The organism is uncultured Rikenella sp. (assembly GCF_910577125.1).
Taxonomy (GTDB): domain Bacteria; phylum Bacteroidota; class Bacteroidia; order Bacteroidales; family Rikenellaceae; genus Rikenella.
Window position 1 is genome coordinate 1 of the sequence record NZ_CAJTMN010000061.1, and the last position, 12555, is coordinate 12555.

Here is a 12555-nt window from a genome sequence, read left to right on the forward strand (position 1 = left end):
CGCCCGGGCCGAAAATCCATCGCAGTTCGGCGCCAGCGGAGGGCGCAACGAGCTCCGTCGAGTTGCAGCCCGCCGCCGGGGGTGGCGACGGACTGCGCGACCCTGCGGGTCGCACCAGCTAAGAACAAAGCACAGCCAACAGCTCCCCGCCCCATTCTCCGCCCGTTCGTCCTCGGGCGCTCCCCCGGCGCCCGCCTGCGGCGTTCACTGCGCTCCGAGGCCGGCGATTCTGCGAATCGCGCTATTCGCTCTCGCCCCGATTCACCGTCCAAAGTCCGCCCCGTTCGGCCTGTCGCCTCCCCCCGAGCGGCAAAGCCGCTGGGCGACGAGGCCGGCGACCCTGAAGGGTCGCAACAGATAAAAACAAAGCACATAAAAACAAAGTACAGCCAACAGCTCCGCCCCATTCTCCGCCTCCTGCTCGGCCCGGCGCAGCGCGAAAACCGCAGACGGTTTTCGCGCCCGGAGAACCGTCTCCGCCCCTGCGGCTCCGCGCTGCCGCGCTCCGCCGCCCCCTCCCGGGAACCGCCCCTCACATCGGCCCACTCCCTCGTATCCGAAAAAAACCTTATCTTTGTGGCAGTGCCTCGGCCGGGAAATCCCGGCCGGCATCTTCAAAGGAGGACGACCGATGAACCACAACGCCAAGATTCTGTACGTCTGCCAGGAAGTGGTACCCTACCTTCCCGACAACGACATATCGAGCCTTTGCCGCTACCTGCCCCAGGCCATGCAGGAACGCGGGGCCGAAATCCGCATCTTCATGCCCCGGTGGGGCTGCATCAACGAGCGCCGGAACCAGCTCCACGAAGTGATCCGGCTCTCCGGCATGAACCTCATCATCGACGACACCGACCACCAGCTCATCATCAAAGTCGCCTCGATCCCTGCGGCCCGCGTACAAGTCTATTTCATCGACAACGACGACTTCTTCAAACGGAAAGCCACCTGGATCGACAGTGACGGCAACTACTTCGCCGACAACGAAGAACGCGCCATCTTCTTCGCCCGCGGCGTGCTCGAAACCGTCCGGAAACTGCGCTGGGCCCCGAACATCGTCCACTGCCACGACTGGTTCTCCGCCATCGTCCCCGTCTACCTGAAAAAGATCTTCCACAACGACCCCATTTTCAGAGACCTCAAGATCGTCGTCTCCGTTTACGACCACCCCTTCCCCGACACCCTGGATCCCGCCATCGGCTCCAAGCTCCTCCAGGAAGGCATCAAGAAAGACGAACTCGGCCACCTCGCCACCCCCGACTACCTCGGTCTGATGAAATTCGCCCTCGACCGCGCCGACGGCGCCGTAATCGGCAGCCCGGAGATCGCCCCCGAACTCGCCGACCTCATCCGCCGGCGGGGGATACCCACCCTGCCGTACACCGGCACCGAGAACTATGAAAACGCATACGCCGAATTTTATGACACCCTGCTGGAAAAATAACCTCCTCCCCCTGTTTTTGCTGAGCATCCTGCTGCTCAGCCTCCCCTCCTGCACCAAGCGCGACGACACCTTCGGGAACGACCTGATACCGCCCGGCCAGCAGATGAGCAGCACCATCGACTCCACCGTCGTCGTGCGCACCTACATCTCCACCTGCGACTCCCTGGAGACCAGCGTCTCCGGCTACTACGAGCCCCTCGTCGGCTCCTATATCGACCCCCTGACCGGACGGATCGACATCCAGACCTTCGTCAACTACTCCCCCTTCGGCTTCCGCCACAGCCACTACTTCGGCGAGAACCCCGTGATCGACTCCATGCGCTACGCCATCTCCTTCACCGGCGCCGTCGGCGACACCACCAAGAGCGTCACCGTCGACGTCTACGAAGTGAAAGACTACCACTTCCATCAGGACAGCGCCTACTTCAGCAACTTCGACATGTCGCCTTACATCGGCGACACCCCCCTGTTCTCCTTCGAGCGGAAAGGCCCCGGCACCGTCTACGGCCGCCTGCCCGACGAATTCGCCAAACGGCTGCTCGACAACACCCAGAGCCAGGAAAACATCTACTACAACGACACCCTCTTCCATAAGAAATTCCCCGGCCTCTACTTCAAACTCCGCAACCAGGCCGCCGCAGGAGAAGAAGGCGTCATGCTCAAGATGGACCTCTCCCAGAGCACCATGTACCTCTTCTACCACAACACCGGCCCCGACGGCCCCGACACCCTCGACCAGCAGATCCTCTTCTACAGCGACTACACCTACGACTACATCTGCTTCACCACCATCCAGCACGACTACACCCTCGCCGATCCGTCCCGGGGAGGCATCTCCGTATCCGCCATCGGCGACGAAGAACACCCCTCCGAATACATCTACGTACAAGGACTCGCCGGACTCATGGGCCAGCTCCAAATCGACAAAAGCCACCTCGAACGCCTGCAGCAGAAAGCCGTGGAACAAGGCTACAGCCACATCGCCCTGCACCGCGCCGAGCTGAAAGTGCGCATGGTCGACTCCGGCTACGAACAATACGCCAAATCCTTCACCGGCCTCGGCATCTACCACAACATGATCGGCTACGAATTCCTCGACGAATACAACCCGATTCTGGACGCCATCACCACCAACAACTACTCCCAGACCTTAGGCGGGAGCTTGAACCGCTCGTTAGGCACCTACACCTTCGACATCACCTCCTACGTCCAGAAACTCCTCACCGGCAAAGAGGAACGCTACACCACCGAACTGCTGCCCGCCTATCTGCAGCGGAACGACACCGGCCGCAGCTGGATCTACGGTTCGAATTCGCCGTACCCTCCTTTGCTCGTGCTGACCTATACCCTGATCAAATAACCCGAACCACTCTCCGGTCGCCCCGTTTCACGCCGGGCGACCGCCGTTTTTCAGACCTAAAGGCCCGCCCCTTTAGGTTTTTACATGATACCGAACCCCATGCAGGAAAACCTCGTCATCGTCGAATCCCCCGCCAAAGCCAAGACCATCGAAAAGATCCTCGGCGACCGCTATACCGTGAAATCCAGCTTCGGCCACATCCGCGACCTGAAGAAAAAAGGGCTGAGCATCGACATCTCCCGCGGCTTCGAGCCCGAATACGAAATCTCGCCCGACAAAGTGAAAGTCGTGAGCGAACTGCGCCGCCTCTCGAAAGAGGCCCGCACCGTCTGGCTCGCCTCCGATGAAGACCGCGAAGGAGAAGCCATCGCCTGGCACCTGAAAGAGACCCTCCAGCTGCCCGACGACAAAACCCGCCGCATCGTCTTCCACGAAATCACCAAGAACGCCATCCTGCACGCCGTCGAACACCCCCGGCAAGTCGACCTGAACCTCGTCAACGCCCAGCAGGCCCGGCGCGTCCTCGACCGGTTAGTCGGGTTCGAACTGTCGCCCCTGCTGTGGAAGAAAGTGCGGCCCTCCTTGTCCGCCGGGCGCGTGCAGTCCGTCACCGTACGGCTCATCGTCGAACGCGAACGCGAGATCATGCACTTCGAAGGCTCCGACTACTACCGCGTCGTCGGCGAGTTCGTCACCCCCGACGGCTCCGGCTTCAAAGCCGAGCTCAACACCCGCTTCAAGACCGAAGCCGAAGCCAACGCCTTTCTGAGCGCCATCGCCTCGCCCGACGTCACCTTCACCATCGGCGCCGTCGAGACCCGGCCCGCCAAACGGACACCGGCACCTCCGTTCACCACCTCCACCCTCCAGCAGGAGGCCGCCCGGAAACTCGGTTTCTCCGTCAGCCAGACCATGACCATCGCCCAGCGGCTCTACGAAGCCGGGATGATCACCTACATGCGTACCGACTCCGTGCACCTCTCCTCCCTCGCCATCGGGACAGCCAAAGATGCAGTAACGGCCATGTTCGGTGCCCAGTACCATAAAACCCGGCAATACACCACGAAAAGCAAAGGCGCGCAGGAGGCCCACGAAGCCATCCGGCCCACCTATATCGACCGTCGCGAAGCCGGCACCACCGCTCAGGAGCGGCGCCTCTACGACCTGATCTGGAAGCGCACCGTCGCCACCCAGATGGCCGACGCCGAATTAGAAAAGACCACCGCCCAGATCGAGATCTCGGGCCGCCCCGAACACTTCACCGCCACCGGCGAAGTCATCACCTTCGACGGTTTCCTGCGGCTCTACATGGAATCCCACGACGACGAACCCGCTCCGAAAAGCGGCAGCAACGGCACCTCCGCCGAGACCCTGCTTCCGCCACTGGTCAAAGGCACCCGTGTCCGTCGCGGCCAGGTCGTCGCCACCCAGCGCTTCGCCCAACGGCCCCCCAGATACTCGGAAGCCAGCCTCGTGAAACAACTCGAAGAGCTCGGGATCGGACGTCCCTCGACCTACGCCCCGACCATCTCGACCGTCATCAACCGTGGCTACGTCGTCAAAGAAGACCGCGAAGGCGTGAAACGCGACTACACCATCCTGACCCTCGCCCCGAACGGTACCCTCAAACGCACCGAGAAGAGCGAAATCACCGGCGCCGAGAAAAACAAACTCTTCCCCACCGACATCGGAATGCTCGTCACCGACTACCTCTCCGACCACTTCGCCGCCATCCTGGACTACAACTTCACCGCCAAAGTCGAAAAAGAGTTCGACGAGATCGCCGACGGCGACTTAGACTGGCGCCGGATGCTCGCCGCCTTCTACGAACCCTTCCACGAAGGCGTGGACAACGCCGAAGGCGAAACCGACTACGTCCGCAGCGAGCGTCTGTTAGGCGTCGATCCAAAGAGCGGGAAGAACGTCTACGCCCGCGTCGGTAAGTTCGGCCCGATGGTTCAGCTCGGCGACACCCCCGTGGCGGCACACAAAGGTACCCTGGCCGCCGCCATCAAGCCGTCGGAGGAGGAGAAACCGCGTTACGCCTCGTTGCAGAAAGGCCAGATGGTCGCCACCATCACCCTGGAAGAGGCCCTCGCCCTGTTCGAACTGCCCCGCACCTTAGGCGAATACGAAGGGAAAACCGTCGTCGTCTCCGTCGGCCGTTTCGGGCCTTATGTTCGTCACGACGGGAAATTCACCTCCCTGAAAGTTCGGGAAGGGGACGATCCGTATACCATCGACCTGCCGCGCGCCATCGCCCTGATCGAAGAGAAACGCGAAGCCGAACGGAACCGCGTGATCCGGGTTTACGAAGCAGAAGACATTCAGGTGTTGAACGGGCGTTGGGGCCCTTATATCGTGCACGGCGGCGCCAACTACAAGATTCCGAAGACCTTGCTGTCCAAGCGGGAGGCCTCCGAGTTGACCTTGGACGAATTGAAAGCCCTGATTTCCGAGCAACAGGCCGCCGGTGCAGGTAGCGGTACGACCAAGCGTCCCCCCTTCCGCCGCAGCGCCCGGAGCAAGAAATAGACGCGCAAACAGAGAACGAAGCGAAGAGTTGGGCGAACACAGCCGCAGCAAAACGCAGTTTTGCCCGTCCACGGGACGTGGGGCCCGCCCGGCCCGAGGGCAGTTCTATCCTGTTAGGGTAGAGGTAGCCCTGTCGGAGTGCCCGAAGACACCGCGCGCCCGCTTAAAGAGGGATTTCACTCATTTTGCAATGAGCAAAACAGAGATGAAATTCCAGCGGGCGACAAAACCCGCGCGCCACGCCTTAAGAGGCGATTCAACTGTTTCGGCGGCGAGCCGAAACTGAATGAATCGCCAAGGCGCGCGAACAAAGGATTGAGAAACGACGGTTCAAAGCCCATCCGCGCGCCCCGCCTTAGGAGGGAAATCGTCAAAATGCGCTGGCGCGTTTTGATAAGATTTCCCCAGGCGCGCGGACAGAGAATAGGGGTAGAGGCGCCAATAAAATACCCCAAAGGCGCGCCACCGAAGCCCGACCTAAGCCCGCAATAGACAGGCCCACGCCCCCCTTGGTCTGACTTTACGCGGGACGCCGATGTGCCCTTGAACGGTACCTTCCCCTATTACTCCGACGGCGTAGCCGGTGAATCCTACGGCAAAGGAGACTACAAAGCCACCAACGGTCGTCTCTACAAGGTAAGCACCTCGGGCGCGGGAACCCCGCTCGCCTGGTAGCCCGCCCCGGGCTACCGCGAGGCGGGCTACCGCGGCGCAAACTCGGGCGGGCTGAACGGCGTCGGCCACGAAGGTACAGTGTGGTGTTCCGCCACGGGCGGCACGGGCGGTGCCATTCTACTGTTTGATATACCTCGGCTTACCCCGGGCCACACAGTCGCCCGCTCCCACGGTTTTCAGTTGCGTTGCCTCTCGGAATAAACGGAAACGGCCATAAACATAAGATAAACACGGCCAGCTTCGAGTGTCGAGCCCCCTACCATATCCCATCAAATAACCCCGCTATGCCCCTCACCGTCGAAATCACCCTCAGCCCCGCCCAAGCCCAAGACCCCGCCGCCATTCAAGCCGCCGCCCGCCAGGCCGCCGGCATCCGCAACCCCGACGAGATCGCCTTCAGCCGCATCGTGCGCCGCTCCATCGACGCCCGGCGACACACCAGCGGCCTCCGCGGCGTCCGCATCCAACTCGCCGTCGAACTCTGGCTCGACCGGGAAGGCCGTCCCGACCCCGTCCACCTCGAATGGGGCGACGTCTCGAACCTCCCCCCCTCCCGCCAAGCCCTGATCATCGGCGCCGGGCCCGCCGGCCTCTTCGCCGCATTGGAACTCATCGAACTCGGCTACCGCCCCATCCTCCTCGAACGCGGCAAAGACGTCTCCGCCCGGAAAGCCGACATCGCCGCCATCCAGCGCAACCAGCCCGTCGACCCCGACTCCAACTACGCCTTCGGCGAAGGCGGCGCCGGCACCTACTCCGACGGCAAGCTCTACACCCGGTCGAAAAAACGCGGCAACTACCGCAAATCCTTAGAAATACTGCACCACCACGGCGCCGACGAATCCATCCTCTACGACGCCCACCCCCACATCGGCACCGACCGCCTGCCCCGCGTGATCGCCGCCATCCGCCAAACCATCCTGAACGCCGGCGGCCGGATCCTTTTCGACAGCCGCGTCACCGACCTGCTCCTCAGCCCCGACCGCGACCGGATCCTCGGCGTCACGACCCGCGACGGCAGCCGGATCGAAGCCTCCGCCGTCATTCTCGCCACCGGCCACTCCGCCCGCGACATCTACGAACTCCTCCACCGCCGGTCGATCCTCCTCGAAGCCAAGCCCTTCGCCATGGGCCTCCGCGTCGAACACCGCCAAGAGCTCATCGACCGCATCCAATACAAGACCCCCGACCCGGCACTGCCTGCCGCCACCTACAGCCTCGTCGCCCAGGTACCCTCCGGCCTCACCGGGTCTCACGCCCCGAAAACCCGTGGCGTCTACAGCTTCTGCATGTGTCCCGGCGGCTTCATCGTCCCCGCCGTGACCGCCCCCGGCGAATGCGTCGTGAACGGCATGTCCCCCTCCGGCCGGAACAACATCTTCGCCAACTCCGGCATCGTCACCCAGATTCTGCCCGAAGACTACGCCGACCTCGTGCCCCACTTCGGCCCCCTCGCCGGTCTCCGGTTTCAGGAGCAGTTGGAGAAGATGGGCTACGCCCAGGGCGGCGGCGCCCAGATCGCACCCGCCCAGCGGCTCGACGCCTTCGTCCGCGGCACGAAATGCGGCGAGACTCTGCCCACCTCCTACCACCCGGGTGTCACCGCCAGCGACATGGACAAATGGATGCCCCGTTTCATCAGCCAGGCCCTGCGCGCCGGTTTCCGCGAGTTCGACAAGAAGATGCGCGGCTTCGTCACCCCCGACGCCCAGGTGATCGGCATCGAATCGCGCACCAGCTCCCCCGTCCGGATCCCTCGTGACCGGGAAAGCTGCATGCACCCGCAAGTCTCCGGTCTCTTTCCCGCCGGCGAAGGAGCCGGCTATGCCGGCGGCATCATCTCCGCCGCCGTGGACGGAGCCTCCACAGCCCGGGCCGTCGTCGCATACCTGCGCCGCGAACAACCCTGACCCCCGACGTGCCGCCCGTTACAATATTATGTTGTAACTTTACAACATGATGCAACATTGTAACAAAATGTTGCATCATTACATACAACAAAGCCACAGCAACGTGACAATCAAAGAGATCATACCCGGCAAACTACAAGGCCGCATCGCCTCGCCGACCTCCAAGAGCTACGCCCAGCGCGCCCTGGCCGCCGCCCTTCTCGTCCCCGAATCGGCCCACCCGGCCGGCTGGAGCGAGCTGCGCCGGATGGGCCTTTGCAACGACACCTCGGCCGCTCTGGACGCCATCCAGCGACTGGGCGCCTCCGTCCGCTACGGCGACAACCGCGACACCTATTACATCGAGGGCGGCTTCCTGCGGCAGGCTCCCGCCGAGCTACACATCGGCGAATCGGGCCTCTCGGCCCGGCTCTTCACCCCCATCGCCGCCCAGAGCCCCACACCGATCACCATTACGGGCCACGGCTCGATCCTCCGCCGGCCGGTCGCCGCATCGATGGTCGCCCCCCTCCGGAGACTCGGCGCCACCGTGACCGACGGCGCAAACGGCTGTCTCCCCCTGACCGTCAGCGGGCCGCTGCGGGGCGGCACCGTCGAGGTGGACGGCTCGCTCAGCTCGCAATTCATCACCGGCCTGCTGATGGCCTCCCCGCTGTCGGAGGCCGAGACCCGGCTGCTCGTGCGGCAGCCCCGGAGCCTCCCTTATCTGGCGATGACCTTAGAGGTGCTGCGGACGTTCGGCATCGAGGTCACGCACGCACCGGACTACACGGAATTCGTGATTCCGGGCAGACAACAGTACCGGCCCACCGTCTGCTCGATCGAAGGGGACTGGAGCGGTGCCTCTTGTCTGCTGGTGGGCGGCGCGATCGCCTCCGAGCTCCGCGGCGCAGGGATCATCGTAGAGAATCTCAACCCGCGTTCGTTGCAGGCCGACCGGGCGATCATCACCGCTCTGGAACGGGCGGGCGCTATTCTGGCTTCGAGCGGCCATCTCTGGACAGTCGGCCGGCCGGCGACCTTGCGGAGCTTCGAATTCGACGCCACGGACTGCCCCGATCTCTTTCCGGCTTTGGTGGCATTGGCCGCCTTTTGCAGCGGGACGACCGTCCTGCGCGGCACGAACCGCCTGACGCACAAAGAGAGCGACCGGGCGGCGACCTTAGCGACAGAGTTCGCCAAATTAGGGGTGGAGATCGACCTCTCGACGCCGGACACGATGGCGATCCGCGGGATTTCGACCTCGGACGGTTCGCTGACCGTGCGCGATCCCCGCTTAGACAGCCACAACGACCATCGGATCGCGATGGCGACAGCCGTAGCGGCCCTGCGCGCCGACCGGCCGGTGACCATCACCCATGCGGAGGCGGTCGAGAAGTCCTACCCGCACTTCTGGGACGACCTCGACACATTATACACGGCATGAGCATACACCCGAGCCACCCTAAACCCTGAATCCCGCAGAACCGTTAAGTAACAGAAAGATTATGAACAGTTTCGGACGCATCTTCCGTTTCTCCATCTTCGGCGAATCGCACGGCCCGCAAGTCGGCATCGTCATCGACGGCGTGCCCGCCGGGCTCAGCCTGAGCGAAGCCGACCTGCAGCCCGACCTCGACCGGCGGCGCGCCGGAGCCAAAGGAACCACCCCGCGCAAAGAGGCCGACCTGCCCCGCATCGTCTCCGGTCTGTTCGACGGACATACCACCGGATCGCCCCTGACCATCCTCTTCGAAAACGAAAACACCCGATCGGGCGACTACTCCAACCTCGTCACCCAGCCCCGGCCCGGACACGCCGACCTCGTCGCCCGCCAGAAATGGCACGGCTACAACGACTATCGGGGCGGCGGCCACTTCTCCGGCCGGATCACCCTCGGCATCGTCGCCGCCGGAGCGATCGCCAGGAAAGTACTGGAACGATACGGCATCCGGATCGAAAGCCGCCTCGCCGAGATCGGCGGCCGCACCGACCCGAAAGAGATGGAAACCGCCCTGGAACAGGCCATCGCCACACAGGATTCGATCGGCGGCATCGTGGAAGGCACCGTCACCGGCGTACCCGTCGGCTGGGGCGAACCCTTCTTCGACTCCGTGGAATCCGTGCTCAGCCACGCCTTGTTCGCCATTCCGGCCGTGAAAGGCGTGGAATTCGGCTCCGGCTTCGGCGCAGCCCGGATGCGCGGCAGCGAACATAACGACGCGATCGTGGCGGGCGACGGAACCACCCGGACGAACCACGCCGGCGGCATCAACGGCGGCATCACGAACGGCAACCCGATCCGCTTCCGGATCGCCGTGAAACCCACCTCCAGCATCGCCCGCGAACAAGAGACCTTCCATTTCGGCGACCAGCGCGTCGAACCCCTCGTCGTGCGCGGCCGACACGACGCCTGCATCGCCCTGCGCGTGCCGGTGATCGCCGAAGCTATGGCAGCCATCGTACTCTGCGACCTCTCGATGCTCGCCGCCGCTGAAAACCGCTAAATCGCCGCCGTCTTTTGCGGATTGCGAATTTATGCTTACCTTTGCCCGATACCGGGTAGACCTCAGATGAGCGAACAGGCCAAATACAACATAGATTTTCACGGTCTTAAGACCGGGGAGAGGTACCATTATACCTTCCCGATCGACGACCGTTTTTTCGCCCGGTGGCCGGAGTCGGAGATTACGCAGGGACGGGGCACGGCGGAGGTCGAGGCGGTCAAGCATGCCTCGATGATCGAACTCCGGGTGAAAATCGACGCGGACGTACGGTTGACTTGCGACCGCTGTCTGGACGAATTCGAATGCCCGGTGCATTTCGAAGGGCAGCCGGTGGTCAAAATCAGCGACTCGATTCCGGAGGGAGAACGGTACTCCGGAGACGCGCATCGCGAGGCCAATAACAGCGACGGGGATATCCTGTGGATTTCGCCGGCAGAGGATACGCTCGACCTGGGACAATATATCTACGAGAGCATTATGCTCTCCCTGCCGTTCCAGCGGGTGCATCCCGAGCTCAAAGACTGCAACCAGGAGATGCTCAGGCGGTTCCGGATCGTTTCCGAAGAGGAGTTCGACGCACTGGCCGGAAAAACAGACGCTGACGAAGCGGACAGCCCTTTCGCCGCGCTCAAAGAGCTGGCACACGAAGAAGACAAAAATAAATAACGAAATAACTCAAGAGAAATGGCACATCCTAAACACAAGGTCTCATCGACCCGTCGGGACAAGAGAAGAACTCACTATAAGGCCGTTGCACCGACCCTGTCGACCTGCTCGAACTGCGGCGCACAGATCCTCTTCCACCGCGTCTGCCCGGAATGCGGCTTCTACCGCGGCAAGAAAGCGATGGACGTTAAGGGACAATAAGGATTCTCCTTTCGTTGTTCCGCGCAGCCCGGCGCTTTCCGGCACCGCACTGCGCGCCACCTCCACACCACACCGGCAATTCCGAGATTGCCACCGCTATTCCGGACAAAGAGTCGCAATCCCACGCGGGAGCCCCGCGCTCTTTCGTCCCACAAACCTAACGTCATCGGATTATGAGAATAGGCCTCGATGCCATGGGCGGCGACTATGCACCACAGGTGACTGTGGAAGGGGCTTATGCGGCCTTGCCGCATCTGTCGGCCGACACGACACTCGTCCTTTTCGGCGACCGGGAAGCCATTCGGGCTTGCGACACGCACGGCGTGGCGGATGATCCCCGCGTGGAGATCGTCCACACCTCCGAAACGATCGAAATGGGCGACCACCCGGTCAAAGCCTTTGCACAAAAACACGACTCAAGTATCGTGGTCGGCTTCCGACACTTGTGCGGCGGCGACCTCGCCGGCTTTGCCAGCGCGGGGAGCACGGGAGCGATGATGGTGGGCTGCATGCAGGCGGTGGGACAGATCAAAGGCGTGATTCGGCCGGCCATTGCGACCGTCTGCAAGAATGCGCGGGGCGGAGACGTTCTGATTCTCGACGTCGGGCTGAACGCAGACTGCAAACCGGAAGTGCTGGCGCAATACGGACTGATCGGGAGCATCTACGCCCGCGAAACGCTGGGAATTCAGGAACCGAGAGTCGCCCTGCTCAACATCGGCGAAGAGCCGGAAAAGGGCAACCTGCTGACCAAAGCCACCTATCCGCTGATGGCGGAACGCGCGGCGGCGGGAGACTACCGCTTCGTGGGGAATGTCGAGGGGAAACACCTCCTGACCGGCGAAGTGGCGGACGTGGTGGTGTGCGACGGTTTCTCGGGCAACACACTGCTCAAGACCATCGAAGGCTTCCACCTGATCATGGCGGGAGGGGACGGAGAGGAGACACATCCTTTCATTGAAGGACTCAACTACGAGAACGTCGGGGGAACCCCGGTGCTGGGGATCAACTCGACCGTGATCATCGGCCACGGCTGCTCGTCGGCCAAGGCCATCGAAAATATGATACGACTGACCGAACGCGCGGCGCGGACGGACATGGTATCGCAGTTTAAAAAGGCTTTCGACAGGTAGCGCGATATCGCGCGGGACTCCTCTTGGGGTTTCCCAACCTCGAAACCCTTTTTATTTTTTTAACCGTTCTATTTCTGCACCTACCCGCAGGGAACCGTACCTTTTCTGAAGAACCGAGCGGCGTTACGCGAGCAGAGACCGCTTG

The 12555-nt window shown here is 62.6% G+C and carries 10 protein-coding genes; all 10 read left to right on the top strand.

Features of this window, described 5'->3' with window-relative positions; genetic code table 11:
• Window positions 1-631: 631 nt before the first annotated feature.
• The 10 genes from QZ292_RS07195 to QZ292_RS07240 all read left to right on the top strand — a co-directional run bounded on the left by QZ292_RS07195 (window position 632) and on the right by QZ292_RS07240 (window position 12410).
• Entirely contained in the window at window positions 632-1444 is an 813-nt protein-coding gene (locus QZ292_RS07195) for a glycogen/starch synthase (protein ID WP_294599929.1), read from the top strand.
• Entirely contained in the window at window positions 1398-2804 is a 1407-nt protein-coding gene (locus QZ292_RS07200; protein WP_294599905.1) for a DUF4270 family protein, read from the top strand. The genes QZ292_RS07195 and QZ292_RS07200 overlap by 47 nt, the downstream gene beginning before the upstream one ends.
• Window positions 2805-2903: 99 nt before the next feature.
• A complete protein-coding gene (gene topA / locus QZ292_RS07205; protein ID WP_294599932.1) occupies window positions 2904-5339 on the top strand; it encodes a type I DNA topoisomerase in 2436 nt (811 codons plus the stop codon).
• Window positions 5340-5876: 537 nt separating this feature from the next.
• Window positions 5877-6014: a hypothetical protein gene (locus tag QZ292_RS07210; RefSeq protein WP_294599908.1), complete on the top strand. Its 138-nt coding sequence runs from the start codon at window positions 5877-5879 to the stop codon at window positions 6012-6014.
• A gap of 284 nt (window positions 6015-6298) precedes the next feature.
• Window positions 6299-7924 (top strand): FAD-dependent protein, encoded by a 1626-nt coding sequence (locus tag QZ292_RS07215; RefSeq protein WP_294599935.1) that lies wholly within the window; start codon window positions 6299-6301, stop codon window positions 7922-7924.
• A 67-nt stretch (window positions 7925-7991) separates the two neighbouring features.
• The gene (aroA, locus tag QZ292_RS07220; protein ID WP_294599912.1) at window positions 7992-9350 is read left to right on the top strand and encodes a 3-phosphoshikimate 1-carboxyvinyltransferase; all 1359 of its coding nucleotides are present in this window, start codon (window positions 7992-7994) and stop codon (window positions 9348-9350) included.
• A 61-nt stretch (window positions 9351-9411) separates the two neighbouring features.
• The gene (locus QZ292_RS07225) at window positions 9412-10410 is read left to right on the top strand and encodes a chorismate synthase (protein WP_294599916.1); all 999 of its coding nucleotides are present in this window, start codon (window positions 9412-9414) and stop codon (window positions 10408-10410) included.
• A 66-nt stretch (window positions 10411-10476) separates the two neighbouring features.
• Entirely contained in the window at window positions 10477-11076 is a 600-nt protein-coding gene (locus QZ292_RS07230) for a DUF177 domain-containing protein (RefSeq protein WP_294599920.1), read from the top strand.
• Between the two features lie 18 nt (window positions 11077-11094).
• Window positions 11095-11277: a 50S ribosomal protein L32 gene (rpmF, locus tag QZ292_RS07235; protein WP_294599923.1), complete on the top strand. Its 183-nt coding sequence runs from the start codon at window positions 11095-11097 to the stop codon at window positions 11275-11277.
• Window positions 11278-11450: 173 nt separating this feature from the next.
• Window positions 11451-12410, top strand: coding sequence for a phosphate--acyl-ACP acyltransferase (locus tag QZ292_RS07240; RefSeq protein WP_294599926.1), 960 nt, complete (start codon window positions 11451-11453; stop codon window positions 12408-12410).
• Window positions 12411-12555 lie beyond the last annotated feature (145 nt).

Coding starts and splice junctions, on each gene's coding strand:
- QZ292_RS07230 (WP_294599920.1), top strand. CDS start 10,477: ATGAGCGAACAGGCCAAATACAACATAGATTTTCACGGTCTTAAGACC.
- rpmF (WP_294599923.1), top strand. CDS start 11,095: ATGGCACATCCTAAACACAAGGTCTCATCGACCCGTCGGGACAAGAGA.
- QZ292_RS07200 (WP_294599905.1), top strand. CDS start 1,398: ATGAAAACGCATACGCCGAATTTTATGACACCCTGCTGGAAAAATAAC.
- QZ292_RS07195 (WP_294599929.1), top strand. CDS start 632: ATGAACCACAACGCCAAGATTCTGTACGTCTGCCAGGAAGTGGTACCC.
- QZ292_RS07240 (WP_294599926.1), top strand. CDS start 11,451: ATGAGAATAGGCCTCGATGCCATGGGCGGCGACTATGCACCACAGGTG.
- QZ292_RS07215 (WP_294599935.1), top strand. CDS start 6,299: ATGCCCCTCACCGTCGAAATCACCCTCAGCCCCGCCCAAGCCCAAGAC.
- QZ292_RS07225 (WP_294599916.1), top strand. CDS start 9,412: ATGAACAGTTTCGGACGCATCTTCCGTTTCTCCATCTTCGGCGAATCG.
- aroA (WP_294599912.1), top strand. CDS start 7,992: ATGTTGCATCATTACATACAACAAAGCCACAGCAACGTGACAATCAAA.
- topA (WP_294599932.1), top strand. CDS start 2,904: ATGCAGGAAAACCTCGTCATCGTCGAATCCCCCGCCAAAGCCAAGACC.